Annotated in this window: 25 protein-coding genes and 1 riboswitch; of the genes, 14 read left to right on the plus strand and 11 right to left on the minus strand. The window is 74.0% G+C overall.

The genetic code is table 11. The features are described 5' to 3' along the window. The first annotated feature begins 152 nt into the window (after positions 1-152). Positions 153-959: an aldo/keto reductase gene (locus tag ACFYZ4_RS06380; protein ID WP_390783250.1), complete on the plus strand. Its 807-nt coding sequence runs from the start codon at positions 153-155 to the stop codon at positions 957-959. 13 nt (positions 960-972) lie between these two features. Continuing rightward, positions 973-1,398: an RICIN domain-containing protein gene (locus tag ACFYZ4_RS06385; RefSeq protein WP_351297928.1), complete on the plus strand. Its 426-nt coding sequence runs from the start codon at positions 973-975 to the stop codon at positions 1,396-1,398. A 52-nt stretch (positions 1,399-1,450) separates the two neighbouring features. Here ACFYZ4_RS06385 and ACFYZ4_RS06390 read toward each other — a convergent pair whose 3' ends face one another. Beyond that, positions 1,451-2,215 (minus strand): class I SAM-dependent methyltransferase, encoded by a 765-nt coding sequence (locus ACFYZ4_RS06390; RefSeq protein ID WP_351297925.1) that lies wholly within the window; start codon positions 2,213-2,215, stop codon positions 1,451-1,453. Then, the gene (locus ACFYZ4_RS06395; protein WP_351297922.1) at positions 2,215-2,520 is read right to left on the minus strand and encodes a 4a-hydroxytetrahydrobiopterin dehydratase; all 306 of its coding nucleotides are present in this window, start codon (positions 2,518-2,520) and stop codon (positions 2,215-2,217) included. Before ACFYZ4_RS06395 ends, ACFYZ4_RS06390 begins: the two co-directional genes overlap by 1 nt. Before the next feature lie 175 nt (positions 2,521-2,695). On the opposite strand from ACFYZ4_RS06395, the gene ACFYZ4_RS06400 reads away from it, so the two are divergent. Together ACFYZ4_RS06400 and ACFYZ4_RS06405 are read left to right on the plus strand one after the other, a co-directional pair. Further along, on the plus strand, positions 2,696-4,498 hold the full coding sequence (locus ACFYZ4_RS06400) for an FAD-dependent oxidoreductase (protein ID WP_390783221.1): 1,803 nt from the start codon (positions 2,696-2,698) through the stop codon (positions 4,496-4,498). Positions 4,499-4,534: 36 nt separating this feature from the next. Then, a complete protein-coding gene (locus ACFYZ4_RS06405) occupies positions 4,535-5,350 on the plus strand; it encodes a helix-turn-helix transcriptional regulator (RefSeq protein ID WP_351297919.1) in 816 nt (271 codons plus the stop codon). Here ACFYZ4_RS06405 and ACFYZ4_RS06410 read toward each other — a convergent pair. Continuing rightward, the gene (locus ACFYZ4_RS06410; protein ID WP_351297916.1) at positions 5,336-5,752 is read right to left on the minus strand and encodes a hypothetical protein; all 417 of its coding nucleotides are present in this window, start codon (positions 5,750-5,752) and stop codon (positions 5,336-5,338) included. The genes ACFYZ4_RS06405 and ACFYZ4_RS06410 overlap by 15 nt on opposite strands. A gap of 258 nt (positions 5,753-6,010) precedes the next feature. Here ACFYZ4_RS06410 and ACFYZ4_RS06415 point away from each other — a divergent pair, with 258 nt between their 5' ends. The 4 genes from ACFYZ4_RS06415 to ACFYZ4_RS06430 are packed head-to-tail and all read left to right on the plus strand — an operon-like array spanning position 6,011 to position 10,350. Then, positions 6,011-7,039, plus strand: a complete 1,029-nt coding sequence (locus ACFYZ4_RS06415; protein WP_390783222.1) for a hypothetical protein — start codon at positions 6,011-6,013, stop codon at positions 7,037-7,039. Beyond that, positions 7,036-7,668 (plus strand): toxin-antitoxin system, toxin component, encoded by a 633-nt coding sequence (locus ACFYZ4_RS06420; protein WP_351297910.1) that lies wholly within the window; start codon positions 7,036-7,038, stop codon positions 7,666-7,668. The genes ACFYZ4_RS06415 and ACFYZ4_RS06420 overlap by 4 nt, the downstream gene beginning before the upstream one ends. A 16-nt stretch (positions 7,669-7,684) precedes the next feature. Further along, a complete protein-coding gene (locus tag ACFYZ4_RS06425) occupies positions 7,685-9,187 on the plus strand; it encodes an NAD(P)/FAD-dependent oxidoreductase (RefSeq protein ID WP_390783223.1) in 1,503 nt (500 codons plus the stop codon). Further along, entirely contained in the window at positions 9,184-10,350 is a 1,167-nt protein-coding gene (locus ACFYZ4_RS06430) for an MAB_1171c family putative transporter (RefSeq protein WP_390783224.1), read from the plus strand. The genes ACFYZ4_RS06425 and ACFYZ4_RS06430 overlap by 4 nt, the downstream gene beginning before the upstream one ends. 68 nt (positions 10,351-10,418) lie before the next feature. Here the strand turns inward: ACFYZ4_RS06430 and ACFYZ4_RS06435 are convergent, their stop codons facing one another. Further along, positions 10,419-11,264, minus strand: a complete 846-nt coding sequence (locus ACFYZ4_RS06435; RefSeq protein ID WP_390783251.1) for a bifunctional 5,10-methylenetetrahydrofolate dehydrogenase/5,10-methenyltetrahydrofolate cyclohydrolase — start codon at positions 11,262-11,264, stop codon at positions 10,419-10,421. A 93-nt stretch (positions 11,265-11,357) separates the two neighbouring features. Continuing rightward, a riboswitch (ZMP/ZTP riboswitch) is annotated at positions 11,358-11,476 on the minus strand. Positions 11,477-11,533: 57 nt separating this feature from the next. On the opposite strand from ACFYZ4_RS06435, the gene ACFYZ4_RS06440 reads away from it, so the two are divergent. Further along, entirely contained in the window at positions 11,534-12,295 is a 762-nt protein-coding gene (locus ACFYZ4_RS06440; protein WP_351297901.1) for a methyltransferase domain-containing protein, read from the plus strand. 213 nt (positions 12,296-12,508) lie between these two features. Next, positions 12,509-14,101, plus strand: coding sequence for an RNA polymerase sigma factor (locus ACFYZ4_RS06445; RefSeq protein ID WP_351297898.1), 1,593 nt, complete (start codon positions 12,509-12,511; stop codon positions 14,099-14,101). A 53-nt stretch (positions 14,102-14,154) separates the two neighbouring features. On the opposite strand, the gene ACFYZ4_RS06450 is transcribed toward ACFYZ4_RS06445, so the two are convergent. The 4 genes from ACFYZ4_RS06450 to ACFYZ4_RS06465 all read right to left on the minus strand — a co-directional run bounded on the left by ACFYZ4_RS06450 (position 14,155) and on the right by ACFYZ4_RS06465 (position 18,862). Continuing rightward, on the minus strand, positions 14,155-14,604 hold the full coding sequence (locus ACFYZ4_RS06450) for an SRPBCC family protein (protein ID WP_351297895.1): 450 nt from the start codon (positions 14,602-14,604) through the stop codon (positions 14,155-14,157). Positions 14,605-14,646: 42 nt separating this feature from the next. Next, positions 14,647-16,077, minus strand: a complete 1,431-nt coding sequence (locus tag ACFYZ4_RS06455) for an amino acid permease (protein WP_390783225.1) — start codon at positions 16,075-16,077, stop codon at positions 14,647-14,649. Between the two features lie 75 nt (positions 16,078-16,152). Beyond that, a complete protein-coding gene (locus ACFYZ4_RS06460) occupies positions 16,153-18,279 on the minus strand; it encodes a phage holin family protein (RefSeq protein WP_390783226.1) in 2,127 nt (708 codons plus the stop codon). A gap of 178 nt (positions 18,280-18,457) precedes the next feature. Next, entirely contained in the window at positions 18,458-18,862 is a 405-nt protein-coding gene (locus tag ACFYZ4_RS06465; RefSeq protein ID WP_351297886.1) for a hypothetical protein, read from the minus strand. A 131-nt stretch (positions 18,863-18,993) separates the two neighbouring features. On the opposite strand from ACFYZ4_RS06465, the gene ACFYZ4_RS06470 reads away from it, so the two are divergent. The 3 genes from ACFYZ4_RS06470 (at position 18,994) to ACFYZ4_RS06480 (ending at position 20,944) form a co-directional block, all read left to right on the plus strand. Next, positions 18,994-19,770, plus strand: coding sequence for an MBL fold metallo-hydrolase (locus tag ACFYZ4_RS06470; protein WP_351297883.1), 777 nt, complete (start codon positions 18,994-18,996; stop codon positions 19,768-19,770). Then, positions 19,767-20,411, plus strand: coding sequence for a DedA family protein (locus ACFYZ4_RS06475; protein ID WP_390783227.1), 645 nt, complete (start codon positions 19,767-19,769; stop codon positions 20,409-20,411). The genes ACFYZ4_RS06470 and ACFYZ4_RS06475 overlap by 4 nt, the downstream gene beginning before the upstream one ends. Before the next feature lie 74 nt (positions 20,412-20,485). Continuing rightward, entirely contained in the window at positions 20,486-20,944 is a 459-nt protein-coding gene (locus ACFYZ4_RS06480; protein WP_351297877.1) for a MarR family winged helix-turn-helix transcriptional regulator, read from the plus strand. Here the strand turns inward: ACFYZ4_RS06480 and ACFYZ4_RS06485 are convergent. From ACFYZ4_RS06485 to ACFYZ4_RS06495, 3 genes are all read right to left on the minus strand, one after another. Further along, complete coding sequence (locus ACFYZ4_RS06485; RefSeq protein WP_390783228.1) at positions 20,941-22,140, minus strand: MBL fold metallo-hydrolase; 1,200 nt, start codon at positions 22,138-22,140, stop codon at positions 20,941-20,943. The genes ACFYZ4_RS06480 and ACFYZ4_RS06485 overlap by 4 nt on opposite strands. Before the next feature lie 66 nt (positions 22,141-22,206). Then, positions 22,207-23,433 carry an aminotransferase class I/II-fold pyridoxal phosphate-dependent enzyme gene (locus ACFYZ4_RS06490; RefSeq protein WP_390783229.1) on the minus strand — a complete coding sequence of 409 codons (1,227 nt, stop codon included), beginning with the start codon at positions 23,431-23,433 and terminating at the stop codon, positions 22,207-22,209. A 142-nt stretch (positions 23,434-23,575) separates the two neighbouring features. After that, positions 23,576-24,148, minus strand: coding sequence for a TIGR03086 family metal-binding protein (locus ACFYZ4_RS06495; protein ID WP_384349986.1), 573 nt, complete (start codon positions 24,146-24,148; stop codon positions 23,576-23,578). Positions 24,149-24,348: 200 nt separating this feature from the next. On the opposite strand from ACFYZ4_RS06495, the gene ACFYZ4_RS06500 reads away from it, so the two are divergent. After that, a complete protein-coding gene (locus tag ACFYZ4_RS06500; RefSeq protein WP_390783230.1) occupies positions 24,349-25,167 on the plus strand; it encodes a methyltransferase domain-containing protein in 819 nt (272 codons plus the stop codon). The last annotated feature ends 43 nt before the right edge of the window (positions 25,168-25,210 follow it).

Here is a 25,210-nt window from a genome sequence, read left to right on the forward strand (position 1 = left end):
GCGGGGTCTCGTGAGCGCTCCGCGGATGGCGGGAATAGGTCGTACGAGGGGCCGGTTGTCGCCCCTCGTACGACCCAGTCCGCCGCCGACGCGAGGAACGACCAGACGTGAACCAGCAGGTCCCCACCGTTCAGCTCAACAACGGCTCCCTCATGCCCCAGCTCGGCTTCGGCGTCTGGCAGGTGCCCGACGCGGACGCGGAGCACGCCGTCGGGACCGCGCTGGAGGCCGGTTACCGCAGCATCGACACGGCCGCGATCTACGGCAACGAGAAGGGCACCGGCAAGGCCGTCGCCGCCTCCGGGCTGCCGCGCGAGGAGCTGTTCGTCACCACCAAGCTGTGGAACGGCCCGGAGCAGCGGTGGGGCCGGGACGAGGTGCTGCGCGCCTTCGACGACTCCCTCGGCGAGCTGGGCCTGGACCACATCGACCTGTACCTGATCCACTGGCCGCGCCCGATGCGCGACGACTTCGTCGCCATCTGGAAGACCTTCGAGGAGATCGCGGCGAGCGGCCGCGCCAAGGCGGTCGGCGTGTCGAACTTCCGCCCCGAGGACCTGGAGCGGCTCGCCGCCGAGAGCGCGCTGGTGCCGGCCGTGAACCAGGTCGAGCTGCACCCGCTCTTCCCGCAGGCCGAGCTGCGCGCCGTGCACGCCGCGCGCGGGATCGCCACCGAGGCCTGGTCCCCGCTCGGCCAGGGCAGGGAGCTGCTCACCCTCCCGGCGGTCGCCGCGCTCGCCGCCAAGTACGACCGCAGCGCCGCCCAGGTGGTGCTGCGCTGGCACCTCCAGCACGGGAACATCGTGATCCCGAAGTCCGTGACCCCCGCGCGCATCCGGGAGAACCTGGACGTCTTCGGCTTCGAGCTGGAGGCCGCCGACGTGGCCGCGCTGGACGCCCTGGGCGCGGGCGCGGCGGGCCGCCGGATCGGGCCGGACCCGGCCGAGTTCGACGTCTGAGGGCGACGGCCAGGTGAACCTTCCCGAAGGGATCTACCGGATCCGCAACGTGGACAGCGGGCTGGTGCTCCAGCTGGAGGGCGCCTCCCGGGTGCGGGTCGGCCCGGACGGGCCGCCCGCGCCGGCGGCCGCCCGCCGGTGGCGGATCGCTCCGGTGCACGACGGCGGCGGCATCTTCCACGTGGTGAGCGAGGACAACGAGCGGCGCCTCGACGTCGCGAACGCGTCGACGGAGAGCGGCGCCCGGGTGCAGGTGTGGCGGGCCAACGCGTTCGGCGCGCAGGAGTGGATCGTCGAGGAGCACCTCGACGATCCCGGGGTGGTGTCCCTGATCGCCTGTATCAGCGGCCTGCCGCTGGAGACGGACGGGGCGGGCCGCGTCCGGCAGGGCGAGGACACCGACTCGCCGGCCCAGTGGTGGCGCCTGGAGCCGGTGTAGCCCGGCGGCGCGGAGCCGCGCGCCCGTCGGCTGCGTCCGCAGCGCCCGCCGGTCAGACCCGTACGAAGCCGCGTACGCGGTACGTCGGCTCCGCGCGCGGCACGTCCTGGTCGGGCAGCAGCTCCAGCCGGGCCGCCAGCTCCTGCGGGGTGATGCCGCGCGGGGCGATGCGGGAGGCGTACCGGCCCGCGAGCAGGGCCTCGGCGGAGGCGCGCGGGCTGCGGCCCTGACCGTGGCCGGTGAAGAGGGCCTCGCCGGCCGGGAGCAGGCCGGCCCGCGCCGCATAGGCCTCGACGTCCCCGGAGGCGTCCGCGGGGGTCGGGGCCAGGTGTGCGGCGAACACGGCGTCGATGTCGCTGCCCACGTCGTGCGCGGAGTCCTTGTCCACGGTGGTGAGGAAGACCCCGCCGGGCCGCAGGACGCGGGCGGCCTCGGCGATCACCGCGGGCACCCGTCCCGGCTCCCGCAGCAGGTGCAGCAGCCACACCGCGCTCACCGCGTCCAGCGAGCCCGACCGCACCGGCAGCCGGGCCGCGTCGGCGAGGGTCACGGGAACGCCCCGCCGCAGGGCCGTGGAGGCCATGCCGTGGGAGGCGTCCGCGCCCAGGACGCGCAGTCCGGGGCGGGTCAGCCGGCGGGTGACGATGCCCGTGCCGCAGCCGAGGTCGAGGAGGGTGGCCACGTCGGCCGGGAGCAGTTGCAGGACCGCGGCGGCCGCGGCCTCGGCCCGGGGGGCGCCGCCGCGGCTCGTGTCGTAGGCCGCGGCCTCGGCGTCGTAGTCCAGCAGGGGTCTGACGGTCTGTATGTGCGTGGTCATCAGCTCGCGCCGTGGGCGGGGGCGAGGGCCTCGACGCGTTCGGCGAGCGCGAAGTCGGTCTCGGTGACGGCCCCGCCCGCGTCGTGGCTGTTCACGGAGAGCCGGACGGTGTTGTAGCCGAGCGTCAGGTCCGAGTGGTGGTTCAGCTCCTCCTGGACCGAGGCGATGTGGGCGACGAGGGCGCTCGCGGCGAAGTGCCCGCCCAGCCGGTAGGTGCGGATGATCCGGTCGTCCTCGAAGGCCCAGCCGGGGAGCTCCCGCAACCGGTCCTCGATCTCCTTCTGTGACAGCGGCTCACTCGGCATGCACCGGCTCCTTTTCCCCGTGACGTGTAGTCAAGGTTCCCACAGTGCGCCCCGGAGCAACCCTTTCGCGCCATAGTGCGCTCGGGTACTTCTGCGCCTTCCGCGCCCGTCGCGCCCCCCATATGCTCCTGCGCCGGACAGGACTGTTACCAGCGGTAACTAGGGGGCATTCGCCATGACCGGCACAGGGAGTTCCAGGCGTACGTTCATCGCGGGCGCGGGTGCGGGCGCCGTGGCCACCGCCGGCGCGCTGTCGGCCGGGATCGCGACCGCCCCGGGCGCGGCGGCCGCGCCTGCGGGGGCCGCGGCGGCGCCGGACGGCCGCCGGGTCGCCGTCCTGGGCGGCGGGGTGGCCGGCCTGACGGCGGCGCACGAACTCGCCGAGCGCGGTTACGCTGTCACGGTGTACGAGCGCCGGGCGCTCGGCGGCAAGGCGCGCAGCATGGACGTGCCCGGCAGCGCCCGCGGCGGCCGCCGGCCGCTGCCCGCCGAGCACGGCTTCCGCTTCATCCCGGGCATTTACCACAACCTGCCCGACACCATGCGGCGCATCCCCTTCCCCGGGAACGCGAACGGCGTGTGGGACAACCTCGTCGCCCCTCGCGAGATGATGTTCGCCCGGGCGGCCGGCCGCGAGGACCTGCGCGGGCCGATCCCCTGGCCGGACCACTCCCCCGCCGAGCTGACGCCCGACGAGGTCCGCAGGGCCCTCACCGGCATCCTGCAGACGCTGGTGCGGCTCCCGCTCCACGAGACGGCGTACTTCGTCAACCGCGTGCTCGTCTTCCTCACCAGCTGCGACGAGCGGCGGAGCGAGGTCTGGGAGCGGACCCCGTGGTGGGACTTCGTGCGGGCGGAGCAGATGTCGTCCGAGTACCAGCGCATCCTCGCCGTCGGCATCACCCGCAACATCGTCGCGACCAAGGCAGAGGAGGCCTCCACCCGTACGGTCGGCACCCTCGGCGAGGCCTTCGTCTTCAACCTGCTGGGGCGCGGGGCGGACGGCCCGCCGGACCGGATCCTCAACCTGCCGACCAACGAGGCCTGGATCGACCCGTGGGAGGCCCATCTCCGCGCGCTCGGCGTGGAGTTCAGGATCGGCTGGACCGTACGGGAGGTGCAGTACGGGATCGGCCCGGTCAGCGGGGTCTCCGTCGAGGGGCCGGACGGCGCCCGGCAGACGGTCACGGCCGACCACTACGTGAGCGCGCTGCCCGTCGAGCACGCCCGCCGCACCTGGAGCGCCGGGCTGCGGGCGGCCGATCCGATGCTGGGGCGCTGCGACAAGCTGGAGACCGACTGGATGACCGGCATCCAGTTCTATCTGACCGAGCGGGCGCCGCTGGTCCACGGGCACCTCAACTGCATCGACTCGCCCTGGTCGTTGACGGCTATCCAGCAGGCCGAGCACTGGCCGGCGCGCGACTTCCCGGCCGACTACGGTGACGGTCGGGCGGTCGACTGCCTGTCGGTGGACATCTCCGAGTGGGACAAGCCGGGGATCCTATACGGGAAGACGGCCAAGCAGTGCACCCGCGAGGAAGTGGCCCGCGAGGTGTGGGCGCAGCTGAAAGCATCCCTCAACGACACCGGGAAGACGCCGCTGAGCGACTCGAAGCTGCACTCCTGGTTCCTGGACCCGGGGGTGGACGGGCTCGGCACCCCGCACCCCACCAACCAGGACGAGCTGCTGATCCACCCGGTGGGCACCTTCCACAACCGGCCGAGCGCGGGAACCCGCATCCCGAACTTCTTCCTCAGCGGGGACTACGTGTCGGTGGACATCGACCTGGCGACGATGGAGGGCGCGAACGCCTCGGCCCGTGCGGCCGTCAACTGCCTCCTGGACCGCGATGGTTCGACGGCCGGGCGGTGCTCGGTCCGGCCGCTGTACCGGGCGCCGGAGATGGAGTCCGCCAGGCGCCACGACCTGTGGCGCCACCGCCTCGGCCTGCGCAACGTCTTCGACCTGGGGTGACGCCCCGCGCCGGGGAGCTCGGCTACCGTCGTCGGCATGACCACCACGACGCCCGCGGCCGCTCCGACGGTCGGCGCCCTGCTCCGCGCGTGGCGGGAGCGGCGCGGCATCAGCCAGCTGGAGCTGGCGGGCCGCGCCGACTCCTCGTCCCGGCACATCAGCTTCATCGAGACCGGCCGGTCCCGGCCGAGCGAGGAGATGGTGCTGAGGCTCGCCGACCGCCTGGACGTACCGGTGCGGGAGCGCAACGCCCTGCTGCTGGCGGCGGGTTACGCCCCGCGCTACGCGCAGACCGCGCTGGACGACCCGTCGATGGAGACGCTGCGCGAGGGCATCCAGCGGCTGCTGACCGGGTACGAGCCCTACCCGGCGCTGGTCGTCGACGCCACGTACGACGTCGTCGCCGCCAACCGGGGCATCCTGATGCTGCTGGACGGGCTGCCGGAGCACCTGCTGACCCCGCCGCTCAACGCCATGCGGATCACCCTGCACCCCGAGGGCCTGGCCCCGAGGATCCACAACCTCAAGGAGTGGCGCGGGCACCTGCTGGCCCAGATGGAGCGTCAGATCGCGCTCGCCCGCTCCGAGCCGCTGCGCGCGCTGTACGAGGAGGTGTCCGCGTACCCGCTGCCCCCGGCCGCGGAGCGCCCGGGCGACGGGGAACCGGCCGAGCCCGTCCCGTACATCGCGCTGCCGCTGGTCATCGAGCACGACGGCCACCTGCTGTCCTTCGTGTCGTCGATCGCGACCTTCAACACGCCGATGGACGTGACCGTCGCCGAGCTGGCCATCGAGACCATGCTCCCGGCCGACCCGGCGACGGCGAAGTACCTGCGCTCACTGGTCGACTGAGCGCAGGGCGAGCTGCTGGAGGAGGGCGAAGCCGGCGACGGTGAGGCCCTGCGCCGGAATCCACACGGTCCCGGCGAGGGTGGGTGTGAACCACACCGCCAGGGAGACGAGACTCAGGGCCGCCCAGGCGTAGTTGGTCTCGATGACGGCCTTCACGGCGAGCGCCGGCGGCCGGCCGCGCGAGGCGAGCAGCCCGACGGCGGCCCCGTACGCCACGAGCAGCACCCCGAGCCCGAGCAACAGCCCCTGCCCGACGCCGAGCAGGCGTCCGAGCGGGGCGGAGAAGGCGACGTACGCGAGCCCGTTGCCGGTGGTGACGAGGGAGTCGAGGGCGAGGAAGCGCCGCAGCATGAGCTGCGGGACGCCGGTACGAGCGATGCTGCCGAGCAGGGTCGCGGACATGGGGAATCACCCTCCGTCGAGGTGGAACAGCCAAGGGGGGACACGGTTTCCGGGGCCGAGTGCGCGGCCCCGGAACCCGATGACGCCACTGTGCCCGGTGGCCCGGAGGGGGTCGATTACCTCGGAGGTCATGCCAACCCTTTTTGAGCCGTACGGCAGGAAACGTTGGGGTTCCCCTGGTTCGGGCCGGGGTGGGGGGCTAGGCTTCACGGAGCCCGATCCACTCGAACGCCTTGTCGACAAATGGAGAATCCGCCGGTGCGAGCCGCCGTCCGACCCGATCTCGCCGCGATCCGGCGGCGTGTCGAGGCACTGTCGGAGCGGCGCGGCCAGGATCCGGCCGACGCGGTGGGCGTGGAGCGGCTGAGCCATCTGTCCGGGGTCGAACCCGGGCGCATACCGCAGGTGGTGGCGGGAACGGCCGTCGAGGTGCCGCTGGAACAGCGCGTGCACCAGCGGTTCCTGCGGCTGCGCGCCACCCGGCGGGACAAGCACGGCCGGGAGTGGCCGCTCGCCGCCATCGCCGACGACTTCGACGCACCCGGGGCCTCCCTCGGGCCGCTCAACGCGGGCACCGGGCTGCCGCGGATGGGGCACGCGGCGGGCGTGCAGCGGTTCTTCGGGGTCTACGCCGGCTTCCTCCTGGCCGACAGCAAGAGCGCCGTGGAACGGGCCCTCGCCCTCTCGGCCGCCGCCACCGCCCCGGACGGCCGGGACGACCTCGCGCACCTCTCGTACCTGACCGGCATGACCCCGCAGGCCATCCGGCTCACCCTCGACGGCGAGCCGCCCCGGCTCCCCCTCAAGGAGCAGGTGCACCAGCGGTTCGAGCACCTGCGCCGGACCCGCGTACGGGAGGACGGCCAGGCCCATTCGCTGACGGCCATCGCCAGGTCCTTCCGCGCGTCGGGCCAGTCGCTGACCCGCCTCGCCCAGGGCGAGGGCCTGCCGAACCTCGCCGCGGCGGCGGGAATCCAGCGTTTCTACGGCGTCGAGGGCGGCTTCCTGCTGGCCGACGACACCGAGGCGCTCGCCACCGCCCTCGCGCTGATCGAGGGCGAACTGGAGTCCGCTGCGCGGGAGCGGGAGAACCCGATGCTGGCGGTGATGCGGGCGCACGACCTGCGGCGCATCGTCACACGGGCCGGCCGGCTGTCGCCCCAGGGCTGGAAGTCGCTGGCCGACCACTTGGACGACCTCCTCGCGCGCGAGGGGCAGCTCGGATCTCCGGGCACGAAGGGCGGGACGCCCACAGAGGGCGCCGCCGCCGAGGGAGAAACACCATGAGGACCACACGGGCCATGCGCGAGCTGGGCTCCGAACTGCTGGAGGGCGCACGCCTGACGGCGCCGGCCGATGCCGGCGCGATCATCGGGGCGTTGTGCGCCGCCTACACCGAACGGCGCGGCGAAGAGCGGAAGGTCGATTTCCACTTCACCTCCTTTCCGCCCGGCACCGCGAGCGGGCTGTGGCTGGAGCTGGACGACGTCGACCTGATCGTCGTCGAGCAGCACACCCGGCCCGAACACCAGCTCGTCATCGCCTGCCACGAGGTGTGGCACCTGAACGAGGGGACCAGCGAGAGCCTCGGTCCGGGCATGCTGGTGGCCGCCCGGCTGGCGGGACGCCCCGGCCGCCTCGCCGAACTGCTCGCCGGTCCCGGGCTGGACGCAGTGGTCCGGCAGGCCGCCGCGCGCGCCGACCAGGGGGACCCGGCGGAGATCCGGGCCGAGACCTTCGGTCTGCACCTCGGCAGCATCCTGCGCTCCTACCTGCCCTCGCGCCGGGAACAGCAGTTGCCCGAGGCGATCGAGCGCATCAAGTCCTCACTCGGTTGGGGAAGCCCCGTGCCACGCCACGACCTGCACCAGCCGGTCGCCGCATCCCTCACGCCGATGCCCTCAGCACGGCCCTGACAGAGAGCCCGCCACGATGAACCAGTCCTCCCCGCCCCGCCACGCCGTCGTCATAGGCGGCAGTCTGGCCGGCCTCCTCGCGGCCGCTGTCCTCGCCGAGCACGCCACGGTCACCGTCGTCGACGCCGACCCGCTCCCCGAGGGCCCGGCCCCGCGCCGCGGGCTCCCGCAGGCCCGGCACACCCACCTCCTGTGGTCGGGCGGCGCCCGGGCCATCGAGCGGATCCTGCCCGGCATCATGGACGACTGGACGAAGGCCGGCGCCATCCGCCGCAGCCTGCCCACCGACCTCGTCACCAAGACCGCCCAGGGCTGGATCCCGCGCTGCGGCGAGAAGCAGTTCAACATCTCCTGCAGCCGCGACCTCCTCGACTCCGTCATCCGAGCCCGGGTGACCGCGCTGGCCGGGGTGTCCACCCTCCAGGGCCGGGTCCGCGGCCTGGAGGGCACGGCGGCCCGGGTCACGGGCGTCCTGGTCGACACCCCGCAGGAAGAGGGCCGGCTGCTGAGCGCCGACCTCGTCATCGACGCGAGCGGGCGCGGCTCCAGAGCCCGGACCTGGCTCCAGGCGCTCGGCGTGAGCGGCATCCGGCAGGCCGAGGTCGACTCCGGGCTCGTCTACGCGACCCGGATCTTCGAGGCCCCCGAGGGCGCGCACGAGATGGGCTTCCCCATCGTCAACGTGCAGTCCGACCCCCGGGTGCCCGTGCCCGGGCAGACGGCCACGATCGTCCCGATCGAGAACGGCCAATGGCAGGCCACCCTGTCCGGCACCCGCGGCGGCCAACCGAGCGGCGACCCGGACGCGTTCATCGCGTTCGCCAAGGCCGTCCGCGACCCGATCGTCGGCGAGCTCCTGGAGGGCCGCAAGCCGCTGACGGACGTGGCCGTGACCCAGGGCACCGCCAACCGCCGGATCTACTTCGAGAAGGCCGAACTGCCCGACGGCTTCTTCGCCGTCGGCGACTCCGTCGCCACCTTCAACCCGCTGTACGGGCAGGGCATGACCGTCGCCGCCCAGGGTCTGCTGGCCGTGCGCACCCTGCTGCGCGCGAAGGGCCTGGCGCACCCCGGGATCGGCCGCGAGGCGCAGCGCGTCATCGCGCCCCAGGTCAGCACCGCCTGGGAGCTGGCCACTTCGCAGGACATCCTGTACCCGGGGGCCACCGGCATGAAGCCGCGCACCGGCACCGGGCTGCTCAACGGGTACGTCAACAGACTCATGACGGGGGCCACCACCGACGAGGCGCTCACCGCCGCCCTGTTCAAGGTCCTCACCATGAGCACCGCGCCCACCCACTGGCTCCTCCCCTCGGTGGTCTGGCACGTGGTGCGCGCCTCGGACCGGGGCGCGCTGAAGGCACCGCCGCTGACCGCGGCCGAGCGGGCCGTCGCCGGGCTCGACCCGGTGCCCGGCAGGACGCCCGGCGGCGCGGCCGCCACCGGTCCGGCAGCCGGTCCGGCAGCCGATCCGGCCGGCCCCGTCGATCCGGTCGGCCCCGTCGGACAGGCCCGATGAGCGGCAGGCTCCTGCTCCTCCTGCCCGGCTCCCTGATGGTCCTGGCGCTGCTGATCAAGGCTCCGACGCTGCGCCACCGGGACAGCCCGCTGAACCGCACCGCGTGCGGGCTGCTCCTCGTCGGCGCCCCCATCACCTTCCTGGCATCACCGCCGACCATCGCCGCCGTCAACCGCGCCACCGGCGTGGTCAACTTCTCCGCGCCCCTGGTGTTCGGCCTGCTCACCGTGTTCTCCGGGCTGTGCGTCGTCCTGGTCCTGCGGTGGCGCGGCGGGCCGCCCGCGGCCGTCCGCCGCGCCACCCGGCTGACCACGGCCCTCTTCGGCGCGGCGACCGCGGCGATCGTCGTGCTGTTCGTGATCGGCGACGCCCCGGTGGAACGGCTGGAGGACCTGGACACGTACTACGCCACGACGCCCTGGATCCGCGAGATGATCGTCTGCTTCCTCGTGGCCCACACCCTGGGCACCTCGGCGCTGACCTGGCTGTGCGGCAAGTGGCTGGCGCGCGCGGACCGCGGGCTGCGCCCGCTGCGCACGGGGCTGGCCCTGATCGTGGTCTCCGGGCTGCTGGACCTGGCGTACCTGGTCGCCAAGTGGGCCTCGGTGGTGGCCCGCTGGGCCGGCCGCGACTGGGTGTTCCTGTCCACGGACGTGGCTCCGCCGCTGGCCTCGGCATCCGCGCTGCTGCTCGGCGCCGGCTTCGTCGTGCCGCTGGTCGGCGGGTCGGCGACGTGGCAGGCCCTCGGCCAGTACCGGCGGCTGCGCCCGCTGTGGAAGGCACTGCGCGGATTCGCCGCGGGCCAGGGCCGGACCGTTCCGCTGGCCTGGTGGTCCCCTATCGGCATCCGGCTCCTGCACCGCGAGTCGGCGATCGACGACGGCATCCTGGCGCTGGCCGGCTGGTTCGATCCGGCCGTGCGCAGCGCCGCGTACGAGGCCGCGCGCGGGCAGGGCGCGAGCGAGGGGCGCGCCTCGGCCGTGGCCGACGCGGCCATGCTGGCCGCCGCGTGCGGGCGCAGGAACGCCTGCGGGCCGGCCGCCGGGCCCGCGCAGCACCCCGAGCCGCCGCGGCTGTCCGACCAGCCGCTGACCGCCCTGGCGCGCGAGTTCCGCAGCTCCCCCGTCGTCGCCGCGGCCGCCCGCTCCGCCGCCGCGGCCTGAGCCCGGCCCTGCCCGGCCCCGAACGGAGAACGCCCCGGACCCATGGGCCCGGGGCGTTCCTCGCACGGTCAGAGCTCCGCGAGGTCCAGCCCGGCCTGCGCGGCGGCCGCCCGGACGGTCTGCTCCAGCAGGACGGCGATGGTCATCGGGCCGACACCGCCGGGCACCGGGGTGATCAGCGAGGCGCGCGCGGCGGCGGACTGGAAGTGGACGTCGCCGACGTTGCCCTCGTTGTACCCGGCGTCCAGGACCACCGCGCCCGGCTTGATGTCCTCGCCCCGGATGAACTCGGCCTTGCCGACGGCGGCGACCAGGACGTCCGCCTGGCGCACGATCGAGGGCAGGTCCACGGTGCGGGAGTGGCAGTAGGTGACGGTGGCGTTCTGCTCCAGCAGCAGCATCCCGGCCGGCTTGCCCAGGATGGCGCTGCGGCCGACGACGACGGCGTGCTTGCCGGTCAGGTCCACGTCATAGGCGGCGAGCAGGCGCATGATGCCGCCGGGGGTGCAGGAGACGAAGCCCGGCAGCCCGAAGCCCATGGCGGCGAAGGAGTGCATGGTGACCCCGTCGACGTCCTTGCCCGGGGCGATCGCCTCGAAGGCGGCGCGCTCGTCGATGTGGTGCGGGACGGGGTGCTGGAGCAGGATGCCGCTGATCTCCGGGTCCTCGGAGAGCGCGGTGAGGGTGGCCACCAGCTCCTCGGTGGTGGTCTCGGCCGGCAGCTCGACGTGGCGGGAGGTGATCCCGGCCTTGGCGCAGCGGTTCTGCTTCATGCGTACGTAGGTGACGGACGCGGGGTCCTCGCCGACCAGCACGGTCGCGAGGCAGGGCGCGGTGCCGGTGCGCTCGGTGATCTTCGCCGCGTACGCGGCGGTCTGCTCCGAGATGCGGCGGGCGAGGGCGGTGCCGTCCATCAGCCGGGCGGTGTCGGTGGCGGCCTCGGCGGGCTGGGCGGCCGGGGCAGTCTGGGCAGTCGTCACGGGGTCTCCTGAACGTCGCTGCGGATCGCGGTTCGCCCAGGCGCGCGGCAGTCGACGTACCGGATGTCCGCAGGTCCGAGGATCCGCAGGTACGCCGGGCCGCTCCCCGGTGGTGATCCACCCGAACGCCAGTCACGGCCCGCAGCCCACTGTAGTCGACATATGCGGTGGATGACCGGCGCCCGACCTGGGACGATCGATACATGACGCGCACTTTCGACCATCTTGTCGCCGAGGCGGAGTCCGTCTCCGTGGACGGCTGGGACTTCTCGTGGCTCGACGGCCGGGCGACCGAGCAGCGCCCCTCCTGGGGCTACCAGCGGCTGCTGGCCGAGCGCCTGTCCCGGGTCCGGTCGGCGCTGGACGTCCAGACCGGCGGCGGCGAGGTCCTCGCCGGGTCCGGGCCCCTGCCCCCGCTGATGGCCGCCACCGAGTCCTGGCCGCCCAATGTCGAGAAGGCGACCCGGCTGCTGCACCCGCTGGGCGCGGTGGTGATCGCCGACTCCGACGAGCCCCCGCTGCCCTTCGGCGACGAGGCCTTCGAGCTGGTGACCAGCCGGCACCCGGTGACCATCTGGTGGGAGGAGATCGCGCGAGTGCTGACGCCGGGCGGCACCTACCTCTCGCAGCAGGTCGGCCCGGCGAGCGTCTTCGAGCTCGTCGAGTACTTCCTCGGTCCGCAGCCGGAGGACGTCCGGCGCGGCCGGCACCCCGACGACGCGGTCGCCGAGGCCACGAAGGCCGGCCTCGAAGTCGTCGATCTGCGCTCCGAACGTCTGCGCACGGAGTTCCACGACATCGGAGCCGTGATCTACTTTCTGAGGAAGGTGATCTGGATGGTGCCCGGCTTCACGGTCGGGCAGTACCGGGACCGGTTGCGCGAGCTGCACGAACGGATCGAACGCGAAGGTCCGTTCGTCGCGCACACCGCCCGCTTCCTCGTCGAGGCCCGCAAAAAGGGCTGAAAGGAGGGTGGACGGATCCACGCCGAATTGGTTGCGCGGCCACAGCGTGGCGCAGGTCACTCAATTCAGCGCGTAACGAATCGACTCGGGCATGCGATGAACCGACAGGTGTCCTCGCGCGGCCCGGAATACAGACCCCCCTCGGGTCTGTTTCCCGAGTCCGCGCGATGATGTCCCGCTTACCCCTTATCTGTTCGCAACGAGAGGCTCCTTGTGTCGCTCAGCCCGTCCCGTACGTTCCCTCCGGAGATCGCCGAATCCGAGGCCCTGGTCGCGCTCGTCGAGCGCGGCCGCGAGCAGGGTCACATCAACGGTGACGACGTGCGCCAGGCCTTCGAGGCCGGCCGCATCCCGGTGGACCAGTGGAAGCGGGTCCTGCGCAGCCTGAACCAGGTCCTGGACGAGGAGGGTGTCGCCCTCCACGTCAGCGCGGCGCCCGCCACCAAGGTTGCCGCGAAGAAGCCCCGCAAGGCTGCCGCCGCCCCGGCCCGCACCGTGGCCAAGAAGGCCGCCGCCGCGCCGCGCCCCATCGGCGCGCGCAAGACCTCGGCCGCCAGCACCGCCACGGCCACGGCCTCGGCGATATCCGCATCGCCGGCCGCCGCCGCCCCGGACGAGGCGTCGGCCGATGCCGCCGCCGAGCCGAAGAAGCGCACGGTCAAGAAGACCGCCGTCAAGAAGACCGCCACGGCGAAGAAGACCGCCACGGCGAAGAAGACCAGCGCCAAGGACGCCGACGAGGGCGAGACCCCCGTGGCGGAGGGCGAGGACTGGGCCGCCGAGGACCTGGCCGACGAGGCCGAGGAAGAGGCCCCCAAGGCCGGCGGCACCCAGGGCTTCGTCCTGTCCGACGACGACGAGGACGACGCCCCGGCGCAGACGGTCATGGTGGCCGGCGCCACCGCCGACCCCGTCAAGGACTACCTCAAGCTGATCGGCAAGGTGCCGCTCCTCAACGCCGAGCAGGAGGTGGAGCTCGCCAAGCGCATCGAGGCGGGTCTCTTCTCCGAGTACAAGCTCGAAGAGGAGGAGGACCACAAGCCCGCGTTCAAGCGCGAGCTGGAGATCCTCGTCGAGGACGGCCGCCGGGCGAAGAACCACCTGCTGGAGGCCAACCTCCGCCTCGTGGTCTCCCTCGCCAAGCGCTACACCGGCCGCGGCATGCTCTTCCTGGACCTGATCCAGGAGGGCAACGTCGGTCTGATCCGCGCCGTGGAGAAGTTCGACTACACCAAGGGCTTCAAGTTCTCCACGTACGCGACCTGGTGGATCCGGCAGGCGATCACGCGTGCCATGGCCGACCAGTCGCGCACCATCCGCATCCCCGTGCACATGGTCGAGATCATCAACAAGCTCGCCCGCGTGCAGCGCCAGATGCTCCAGGACCTGGGCCGGGAGCCCACTCCGGAGGAGCTGGGCAAGGAACTCGACATGACCCCCGAGAAGGTCATCGAGGTCCAGAAGTACGGCCGCGAGCCGATCTCCCTGCACACCCCCCTGGGTGAGGAGGGCGACAGCGAGTTCGGCGACCTCATCGAGGACTCCGAGGCGGTCGTGCCCGCGGACGCGGTGTCCTTCACCTTCCTCCAGGAGCAGCTCCAGTCGATCCTGGGCACGCTCTCGGAGCGCGAGGCGGGCGTGGTCTCCATGCGGTACGGCCTCAACGACGGCCAGCCGAAGACCCTGGACGAGATCGGCCGCGTGTACGGGGTCACCCGTGAGCGCATCCGCCAGATCGAGTCCAAGACCATGTCGAAGCTGCGCCACCCGTCGCGTTCGCAGGTGCTGCGCGACTACCTCGACTAAACGGCAGGACGGTGCGGCCCCCGGCGATGCCGGGGGCCGCACCGTCTCTCCGGTCAGCTCGCGGAGTGCTCCAGCAGGTGTTTCAGTTTCTCCTCGCCCCGGGGCATCTCCTTGCGGACCACGGGCTTGACCACGAGGGGGACGAGGGCCCGGCCCATGCCGTGGCCCTCGAAGTCGACGGAGAGGGTGACGCGCGAGCGGGTCCCGCCGTCGAGGGGGTCGATCCTGCCCCGTACGTCCGGCCGGACCGGCCCGTCGACGCCGTGGAGGTGCCAGCTCCGCGGCGGGTCCATGGCTGTGTACTCCATGGTCGTGGGGATCCTCCGCCTGCCGATCCGCCGGGTGACGAGGATCCGGGAACCGACGTGGACGGGGAGGTCCCCCATGGGGATGGCCGACAGGGCGCTGTCCTGCCACTCCGGCAGGTGCGTGGGGTCCGTCACGTACGAGTAGACGTCCTCGGGCGTGCGGTCGATGTCGATGCTCTTGCTGATCGCGGACACGGCGACCCCCTGGAGCCCCCCTGGGCGGCTTCTCCCTCCAAGTTACCCCGCGGGCGAAACGCCGGCGCGCTGCTTGCGGGCGGCCATCACGGCGTAGACGAGGACGCCCGCGAAGAGGAACAGCACGCCCTGGTAGACGGCCGCGTAGCCGGATCCGGCGACCAGCCACATCGAGAAGCCGAAGGCCAGGCAGGCGAGGACGGCGTCGCGGACCAGGCGGCCGGGCCGGACCCGCTCCGCGCGCCCCGAGGCCAGGAAGTAGATCTGCGCGGCGGTGGAGAGCAGGTACGGGACCGTCGCGGTGAAGGTGGTGACGAGGACCAGGACCTCGAAGACGCGCTGGGAGCCGGCCGTGTAGTTGTAGACGGTCAGCGCCGAGGCGAGGGCGACCGTGACGAGGACGCCGGCCACGGGGACACCGCGCTTCTTCGTCTCGAAGACCTTCGGGAAGAGCCCGTCCTTCGCGGCGGCGTACGGGGTCTGCGCGCTGAGCAGGGTCCAGCCGTTGAGCGCGCCCGCCATCGAGATCACGGCGGCGCAGGCGACGACCGTGCCGCCCCAGGTCCCACCAAACATGACGTTGACGGCATCGCTGAAGGGGGCCTCGGAGGAGACCAGCTTCTCGTGGGCGACCAGGCCGAAGACGGCGAGGGTGCCGAGCAGGTAGACGGTGGCGGCGCCCACGGTGCCGAGGATCGTGGCCCGGCCGACGTTGCGCTCCGGGTCGCGGACCTCGCCCGCGCTGACGGCGGCGGACTCGACGCCCAGGTAGCTGAAGAGCAGGATGGCGGCGGAGGCGGAGACCGCGCCGACCGCGCTCTGGTCGGTGGCCTGGAAGGGGCCGAGGTTGGCGGGGTCGAAGAAGAACAGCCCGCCCACGGCGACGAGCAGCAGCGGGGCGAACTTCAGTACGGTGGAGACCAGTTGGACGGCGCCGACGTACCGGGTGCCGGCCAGGTTGGCGAGTGCCGGGAGCCACTGCACGCAGAGGGCGGCCAGGCACATGGACCACTTGTGCGCGCCGACGGCGGGGAAGAGCACGCAGAGGTAGCCGACGGCCGCCACCGCGAGCGCCGCGTTGGAGACCCAGGTGGTGATCCAGTAGCTCCAGGCGGCGAGGAAGCCGGCGAAGTCGCCGAAGGCGGCGCGGGCGTAGACGTACGGGCCGCCGGTCTGGGGGTGCCGGTTCGCGAGGCGGCCGAAGACGAGGGCGAGGGCGATCGCGCCGAGGGTGAGCACGGCGAAGGCGACGAGGCTGATGGTGCCGAAGGGGGCCACCGAGGCGGGGAGGAGGAAGATCCCGCCGCCGATGATGTTGCCCATGACCAGGCAGGTGGCGACGGGGAGGCCGAAGCGGCGCTCGCCCTGCGGGCGGGGTTCGGCGGTCCCGGGAACGGAATCCGGTGCCGGGGCCGGGGCCGGTGCCGGGGCGGGGTCCGGTGCCGGGGCCGCGGTGGTGATGGTGCTGGTCATCGGTGGTGCGCCTCTGGGTGTCTCACATGCTGGGCAGGTCGACACATGCTCGGCCACCGCGTGGGCCGTACCAAATCAGCGCGTTTCGTCCCGCGCGGGCACCCCGTCGGAAGGAAGGATTCCGTCGCCGGCCCGCTCCGGCCGGGGATCTTGCACCGGCCCCGGCCGCAGGCCGAGCGGGACCTGCGGGCCGTCCGCCTCCCGCAGCCAGCGGCGCAGAACGCGGTGCACCGCCTCCGCGCCCACCGGTTCCGCTCCCGCTCCCGTTCCCGGTTCCGAGAGCACCGTGGGCCACATCAGGAACGGGTGCCCCTGTTCCCCGCCCAGGCCGCCGTGCGAGCCGATCTGTTCCTCGAAGGCGTGCACGGCGCCCGTGTCCGGGTCGTACGCCGAGTTCACCATGATGTCGGCCACGTGCGGGAAGGCGTCGGTCCGGCGGACGGCCTCCGCCGCGCCGGGGCCGAAAGGGGACAGCAGCTCCTCCGCCTCGCCGGGCACGTCGAGCCGGGCCACCGCCCCGCCCGGGCCCAGCACCACCCCGTCCACCAGCAGGAAGCCCACGCCCGGATGGTTCGCCAGGGTCGCCAGCAGGGCGGGGTGCGCGCGCTCGACGCGCTCGCGCGAGGCCCGGCCGGGGACGTCCGGGAAGGAGATCAGCGCGAGGTTGCCCGAGGCGAGCACCACCGGGTCGGAGCCCGGCCCCGGACGGGCCTCCTCCCCCTCCTCCACCGGCCGGTGCAGGGCCGCGAGGACGGCCGCCCGGGCCTCGGCGCCACTGCGGGTGCGGCCGGCCCGGCGCGAGACCGGCAGCCCGCATCCCGCCCGGACGAGGTCCTTGAGGGTCAGCCCGTACCGGCCCAGGAAGGTCTCGCCCGGGCTCTGGCCGTGGTCCGACAGCAGCACGATCCGGTACTCCCGCGGGGCGTGCTCGGCGACCCGGGCGATCAGCGCGAGGCTCCGGTCCAGGCGCGCCAGCACCCGGTCGGTGTCCCGGCCGCGCGGGCCGGAGTGGTGCGCGACCTCGTCGTAGGCGACCAGGTCGGCGTAGACCGCGGCGCGGCCGGCAAGCATGTCGCCGATCACGGCCGCGACCACCACGTCCCGTTCGACCACGGTCGCGAAGGCCCGGATCAGCGGGTACAGCCCGCCGCGCGACACCCGGGGCCGGTCCCTGCGGATCCGCGCCCGCAGGGACTGGACGATCTCCCGGACCACCTCGGCGACGAAGGACACCGCCGTGCGGACGGCGTTGGCCGGATCGGAGAAGTACGCGAAGTAGCCCGCGCGGGACCGGTTCGCCCGGCCCCGCCGGGCCGAGACCGAGAGCACGAGCGCCAGTTGGTCGGCGCCCCCGCTGAACAGGTTGCCCCGGCTGGCCCCGTCGAGCGTGAGCAGCCCGCCGTCCCCGGTGCGCGCGACGGCCCGCCGCTGCAGTTCGGCGGCGCTGGTGGGCCGGTTGCAGACCATCACCTCGCCGGTGTCCTTCTCGTACCAGCGGAAGGCGGGCACGTCGAAGTTGGAGCCGTGCAGGATGCCGAGCTGGCTGGCGCCGGTCTGGCTCGACCAGTCCGTACGCCACGAAGTGATCCGGTGGCTGCGGTCCAGCCAGCCGGCGACGGTCGGCATCAGTCCGCCGGCGCACGCGCCGCGCAGCACCTCGTACCCCACCCCGTCGAGCTGGAGGAAGACCAGGCCGGGCGCGGGGTCCCCGGCCCCGGACGCGCCCGCCCTTCGCTGCCTGCGGCGGCGCCGGTCGGCCAGCCGGTAGAGGCGGCGCCGGTACGCCTCGTCGTCGCGCACCGCGAGCGCGGTGGAGGTCGCGGACGCCACCGCGGACATCACGGCGGCCACCACCACCGCGGTCTCGGGGGCCGCCTCGCCCCGCCAGGCGGGGATCAGGCTGAGCGCGATGAGCAGGAGCGAGCCGTTCAGGAAGAAGACGAGCAGCCCGAGGACGAGGGCCGGCACCAGCAGCAGCGCCCGGACGAGCACGGGCCAGACCACCGCACTCAGGAGACCGAAGGCTCCCGCGCCCCAGGCGGCGGTCAGCGCGATCTGCGTGATGCTGTCACCGTCGTCGGACTGGAGCCGGAAGTCCGGCAGGATCCCGGCCAGGGCGAGCATGGTGAGGGTGGACACCGCCCAGACGATGATCACCCGCAGCAGGGCGCTGCCCGTGGTCCGCCACCGTCCCCGCCACACGCCGCCACCTCCCGCGAGCCCCGTCCCGCCTTCCAGGCTCGCACAGCCGGGCCCGGCCGGCCGTGCGGAACGGAGGGCGCACTGGAGTGCGGGCGGGGCCGGTCAGCGGAGGGGGCGGCATGCCGGGCCGGAGTGCGGCGCGACGGCGTGTGCGGGCGGGACGGCAGGCGGCGGGGTGTCAGGTGCCGTCGTAGCCGGCGGTCGGCATGGAGAGCCTTCGGTGCACCTCGGCCTTCATCGCGGAGGTGTACTGCGGCTCGGCGTCCCCGGCGGTCTCCAGCCGTACGCCGCGCCGCTCGCACTCGGCGGTGAACTCCTCGACCGAGCGCAGCGCGCGGGCCAGCACCCGGTGGTTGGCGGCGACGAAGAGGTCGACCTGTCCGGCGTCGACGTCGGACCAGAGCCCGCAGTGGTCGGCGCGCAGCCCGTAGACGAGCAGCTGCTTCGTGACGACGTAGCCCTGGTCGGCGGCCCAGCGCGCGCACATGGCGTGCTGGCCGCGGGTGTCCACGGCGAAGGGGTCGGCGTCCAGGTCTTCGAGCGGGGCCAGGCTGGCGATCGCGGCCACGCGCAACTCTTCCATGCCGCCGGACCCTACTCCGATCCGCCGCAGGAGAGGAGGGGCCCGGCACTTCCGGTTCCGGGCGGATCCTCGGGGCAGCATCTAGGCTCGTGGACGAGGGCGAGAGCGCGGGCCGAGGGAGGGAGGGCCGGGTGCCGGTGGAGATCACCTGGTGGGGTCATGCCACGTGCACCGTCGAGGACTCCGGGGTCCGGCTGCTGACGGACCCGCTGTTCGCCCGGCGGTTCGCGCACCTGCGGCGGCGGCGCGGGGCGGTGCCTCCGGCCGAGGCGGCGGTGGCCGACGTGGTGCTCGTATCGCACCTGCACGCCGATCATCTGCACCTGCCGTCGCTGGAGCGGCTCGCGCCCGGCACCCGGCTGCTGGTGCCGCGCGGGGCGCGCCGGGCGGTGCCGGGGCTGGCGCGGGCCGCGGGCCTGCGCGGGCTGCGGGTGACCGAGGTGGTGCCGGGCGAGGAGGTCGCCGTACGGGAGGGCGTACGGGTCCGGGCGGTCAGCGCGCGGCACGACGGGCGGCGGCTGCCGTTCGGGCCGCACCTCGCGCCGGCGCTCGGATACGTGGTCCAGGGCGCGGCCCGGACCTACTTCGCCGGGGACACCGGGCTGTTCGACACGATGGCCGAGGAGGTCGGACCGGTGGACGTGGCCCTGCTGCCGGTGGGCGGCTGGGGCCCGTACCTGGGCCCGGGGCACCTGGACGCGGGGCGGGCGGCGCAGGCACTGGCCCGGCTCGCGCCCGCGGCGGCGGTGCCGGTGCACTACGGGACGTACTGGCCCGTCGGCATGGACGCGGTGCGGCCGCACGAATTCCACGCCCCGGGCGAGGAGTTCGAGCGCCGTGCCCGGCAACTGGCACCGAAGGTGGCCGTACGGGTACTCGGGCACGGCGAGCGGGTGCGGCTGCCGTGACGTGGCGCGAGCTCACGGCGGCGGCCGGCCAGGTGCCGCCGGAGACCACCCAGCAGGCGGTGGGGTACCCGGCGTTGTTCGTGCTGGTGGCCTTGGGCGCGATGGTGCCGGTGATCCCGACGGGTGCGCTGGTGAGCTCGGCGGCGGTGGTGGCGTTCCATCACCAGTCGCTGCCGTTCGGGGTGTTGCTGGTGGTCGGGGTGTCGGCGCTGGCCGCGTTCACCGGGGATCTGGCGCTGTACTGGCTCGGGCGGCGCGGGGTCGCCTCGCGCAACGGATCGCGGTGGCTGGCGGCGCTGCGCGGCCGGGCCACGCCCGAGCGGCTGGAACAGGCGCAGACCAGGCTGGACGAGCACGGGGTCATGGTGCTGGTGGTGTCCAGGCTGGTCCCGGCGGGCCGGATCCCGGTGATGCTGGCCTGCCTGCTGGCGCAGATGCCGCTGCGCCGCTTCGCCCGCGGCGACGCCCCCGCGTGCCTGGCCTGGGCGGTGACGTACGGCCTGATCGGCATCCTGGGCGGCTCGCTGTTCTCGGAGCCGTGGAAGGGCGTGGCCCTGGCGGTGGGCCTGACCCTGCTGATCAGCACGGGTCCGGCACTGTGGCGGCGGCTGCGGCTGCGGATCCGGCGGACGCAGGACTAGACCTCAAGTGCCCTTCGGGTCCTAGGGTCTTGTTCGTCGGGGCAATGCACAGCAGCGAACGGAGCGGATCCACCATGGAGTACTCGCACAGCGACGCGGAACTGATCCGGCAGCCCATCGGCTACTGGAGCTGGGCCGCCTACGACGCGGTCGTCACCCGCACCCGGGGCGCGCTCGCCGGGGTCGGCACCACCCAGCCGCAGTGGTGGGTCCTGGCCCAGGTGGCCCTGGCCGAGGAGGTGAAGACCCGCGCGGAGGTGACCGAGGTGCTGCGGGGCTACCTCGCCGTCGGCGGGCAGGCCCTGGGCGAGGAGATCGACACGGTCATCGCCCGCGGCTGGATCACCCAGGACGCCGGGGAGCGCCTGGAGATCACCCCCGAAGGCCGGAAGTTCCACGACGAGGTGGCCGCCCTCCAGGGGCAGTTGTGGGACGAGCGGCACGCGGGCATCTCGGACGAGGAGTACCTGACCACCCTCAAGGTGCTGCAGCGCTTCATCCACAACACGGGCGGGCAGGCCTGGCACCACTAGGGGGTGTCCGGGCCGGGGTCGGGTTCGGGGTCGGGCAGGGTGCGGGAGGCGCCGATCGGGAGGTCCCAGAGGTGCTCGCGGGGCAGCCCGGCACGGGACCAGGCGGCCCGGGTGCGGTGCAGGGGTTCCATGACCGGTTCGGCGGAGAGCACGAAGGTGGCCCAGTGCATGGGCGCCATCCGGAGCGCCCCGAGGTCGAGGCAGGCCCGGACCGCCTCCTCCGGGTCGGCGTGGACGTCGCCCAGCCACCAGCGCGGGGCGTAGGCGCCGACCGGCAGGAGGGCGAGGTCGATGCCGGGGTGGCGGCGGCCGATCTCGCCGAACCAGTGGCCGTAGCCCGTGTCGCCCGCGAAGTAGACCTTCCGCGGCGTCGGGCTCCGGGTGTCGGTGAGGATCCAGCCGCCCCACAGCGACCGGCAGGTGTCGATGAGGGACCGCTTCGACCAGTGGTGTGCGGGAACGAACTCGAAGCGTACGCCGTCCAGTTCGGCCGCCTCCCACCAGTCGAGATCGGTGACCCGGGTGAAGCCGCGGCGGCGGAACCAGCCCGCGAGGCCGGCCGGGACGAACAGCGGCGTGTGCCGGGGCAGCCGCTTGAGGGTGGGGGCGTCGAGGTGGTCGTAGTGGTTGTGGCTGATGACCACGGCGTCCACCGCCGGCAGGTCCTCCCAGCGCACTCCGACGGGAGTCACCCGGGCCGGGGTGCCGAGGATCCGCCGGGACCAGACGGGGTCGGTCAGTACGGTCAGCCCGCCGGTCCGCAGCACCCAGCTGGCGTGCCCGGCCCAGGTGACGGAGACCGTGCCGGGGGCGGCGGCCGGCAGCGGGCCGGGCTCGAACGGCAGGTCGGGGATGCCGCGCAGCCCTTCGGGGCCGGGCCGGAAGGCGCCTTCGCGGGCGAGCCGCGCGAAGGCGCGGACGCCGGGGAGCGGGGCGGTCAGCCGGTCCGCGAAGGAGCGGGGCCAGCGCCGGTGTTCGCCGAGCGGGCGCGGGGGCGAGTGCGGGGGCGAGTGCGGGGGCGAGTGCGGGGGCGAGTGCGGACGGCGCTCGGGCTCCGGCGGGTCCGGTGCAGGTGCCGGGGCAGGTGCCGGGGTCTGCGTCGGCCGGGGTGCGGGCTGCCGGGCGACGGCGGGCAGGGCCTGCGCCGTGGACGCGGGGGCGGCGGGTGCGGGGGCGGCGTCCGTCCGGTCCCTCATCGAGCGGTCTCCGTTCACCGGGTCGGGGCAGGCGGGTCGGGTCATCGGCGTACGTCCGTCGGGAGGTCAGGCCAGCCCGGCCAGGACCGATCCGAGCAGGTCGAGGGAGCTCCGTACGTGCGGGAGGGCGAGCGGATCGCGGGCGGTGAGCGCGGCCAGCCGCTCCTCCGGGGTGGCGCCCAGCAGCGGCCCGGTGGACAGCCTGACCCGCAGTGCGCCCAGTTCGTCCGCGAAGCGCTGCCCGCCGGGCGTCGGCGCGCCGAGCCGGGCGCCGAGCCAGTCCTCCAGTTCCATGGCGTCGCCGACCCCGTGCCGGGCGAGTCCGGCGCGCAGCGGGGTGAGGTCGGCGTAGAGGTGCCGGCCGGCCTGCGGGGGCCGGGCCAGCGCCCCGGCCGCGAGGAGCTCGCGGTGGGCGGCGGCGGCCACCACGCCGTGCAGGGCGGCGGCCGCGTAGGCGCGTCCGGCGACGGCGTCGGATTCGTCGAGGGCGTGCGCGGCGGCGCCGGCCACGGGCCCCGCGACCATCGCTCCGGTGGCGGTGAGGACGTCGAGGGTGCGGGCGCGCAGCCAGGTCCCGCGGGCGGTGCCGGGGAAGCGGACCACGGCGGCGGGCCAGCCGGCGGGCAGCAGCGCGCCGGACAGGTCGACGAGGACGGCCGCGTGTTCGGGGAGCATCTCGGCGGGGCTCAGGACCAGGGTGTCGCGGGGCCGGTGGACGGTGTCGCGCCAGCTCTCGTCGCTGACGACGAACAGCCCGGCGGACTCGGCGGCCTCGCAGGCCTCGCGCAGCATCTCGGGCGGCGGGACGGTCGCGGTCGGATCGTCGGCGACCGACAGCAGCAGCACCCGCGGGTCGCCGCCCTCGGCGCGCACCCGCCGTACGGTCTCCAGCAGCGCGTAGGGGTCCGGTACGCCGCCGCACTCGGCCGGGGTCGGCACGTGATAGGCCCGCCGTCCCAGCAGCCGGACCTGCGGGGTCCACCAGGCGGGACAGGGCCGGGGCAGCATCACGTCGCCCCCGTACGCCCCGAGCAGGGCGAGGAGCAGCGCGGGGGCGCCGGGGCCGGCGGCGACGTTCTCCGGGGAGGTGGCGAGCCCGCGGCGCCCCCAGTACCGGCAGGCGGCCGCGCGTACGGGTTCGCCGCCGCCGGGGGGCTCGGGTGCGGCGCGTCCGGCGGCCGCGGCGAGGACGCAGAGCAGTTCGGGGAGCACGGGCAGGCCCGGCTGGGGTGCCGGCGGGCCGTACCGGACCGGGCCGCGGCCCTCCGTCGCCGTGCGCTGCGTCCCCGCCACCGTGTGCCGCCTTCCGCCCTCGTCCTGCCACGCGCCGGTGGCCCCGGCCTCGAACCTGACTCCTGATCCTGACCTTTATACGATTATTTGTTGCTATATGCCCGTTACCTGGACGTAGGGTGCCGGCTGCGTGCGCCGGGCCTCAGCCCTTCCTCCCCACCAGGCCGAGCAGCCTGGTCTGCGCGTTCGCACCGGCCGGCACCTCCAGCGGCGCCGCGAACATCCCGCTCGCCGCGAGCGCGTCGGCGTACGGCATGACCTCCTTGATGGAGAACTCGACGAGGCCGTCCGGCAGCCGGTCGTCGGCCCCGATGCCCCGCGCGAGGTCCCAGGTGTGCACCACGCAGTCGGCGGTCAGTTCCGAGCAGTACGCCGACCCGAGCGCGGGCCCGTACGAGAGCCGCACGGTCCGGTCCAGCGCGCCGGACACGGCGAAGGCGGCGTGCGCGGCGGCCGAGGCCTTGTCCCAGGCGGCCACCGGGTCCTCGCCCAGGACGTCGCCGGAGAACGCGTCGCCGATCTCCTCCACGGTGCGGCCCTCGGTGACCAGCGGCGGGATCCAGAGCTGCTCGCCGGTGACGTGGTTGACCAGCTCCCGCACGTTCCATTCCGTGCACGGGGTCGGCGCGTCCCACTGGTCGTCCCTGACGGCGCGCACCCGTTCGCCGAAGAGCCGCAGCGCCTCGGCGTGCTGTTCGAGCAGCGTCTCCGGCATGGCTCTCACCGTCCTCTGCCATGGGAACGTCCCCCTGGGGCCACTCTCCTCGCACCCGCATCGCCCTGCCACCGACCGGGCCCCGACGCACCCAACCCCCTTGGTGCACACGGCTGGTGTCCACATGTCAAAACGCCCATCTCAGATGACGAACTGATCGTCTACGGTGGTCACAACGCTTTCGACGAGGAGGGCCGGCCATGAACGCCGCCAAGGAGACCGCCGTCTACACGCACGGCCACCACGAGTCGGTCCTGCGCTCGCACCGCTGGCGCACCGCCGAGAACTCCGCCGCGTACCTGATCGGCGAGCTGCGCCCGGGGATGTCCGTCCTGGACGTCGGCTGCGGTCCGGGCACGATCACCGCGGACCTGGCGGAGCTGGTCGCGCCGGGCGGCCGGGTCACCGCGGTCGACGCGGCGCGGGAGGTGGTCGAGCAGGCCCGGGCGCACGCGGCGGAGCGCGGGGTGAGCGGCATCGAGTTCGGCACGGCGGACGTCCACGCCCTGGACTTCCCGGACGATTCCTTCGACGTGGTCCACGCCCACCAGGTGCTCCAGCACGTGGGCGACCCGGTGCAGGCACTGCGCGAGATGCGGCGGGTGTGCCGGCCGGGCGGGATCGTGGCCGCGCGGGACGCCGACTACGCGGCGATGACCTGGTACCCGGCGACGCCGGGCCTGGACGACTGGCTGGACCTGTACCGGCGCGTCGCCCGCGCCAACGGGGGCGAGCCGGACGCGGGGCGCCGGCTGCGGGCCTGGGCCCGGGAGGCCGGCTTCACGGACGTGACCTCGACGGCGACGGCCTGGTGCTTCGCCACCCCGGAGGAGGCCGCGTGGTGGTCGTCGCTGTGGGCGGAGCGTACGACGGCCTCCGCGTACGCGGCCAGGGCCACCGGCGGGGGCCATGCGTCGGGCGCGGATCTGGCCGCCGCGGCGGAGGCCTGGCGCGCGTGGGGTGCGGAGCCCGACGCCTGGTTCTCCGTCCTGAACGGCGAGATCCTCTGCCGCGCCTGAGCCTGCGCCCCGGCCTCCCGGGGCTCCGCCCCGCACCCCGCCG

The organism is Streptomyces sp. NPDC001513 (assembly GCF_042894695.1).
Lineage (GTDB): Bacteria > Actinomycetota > Actinomycetes > Streptomycetales > Streptomycetaceae > Streptomyces.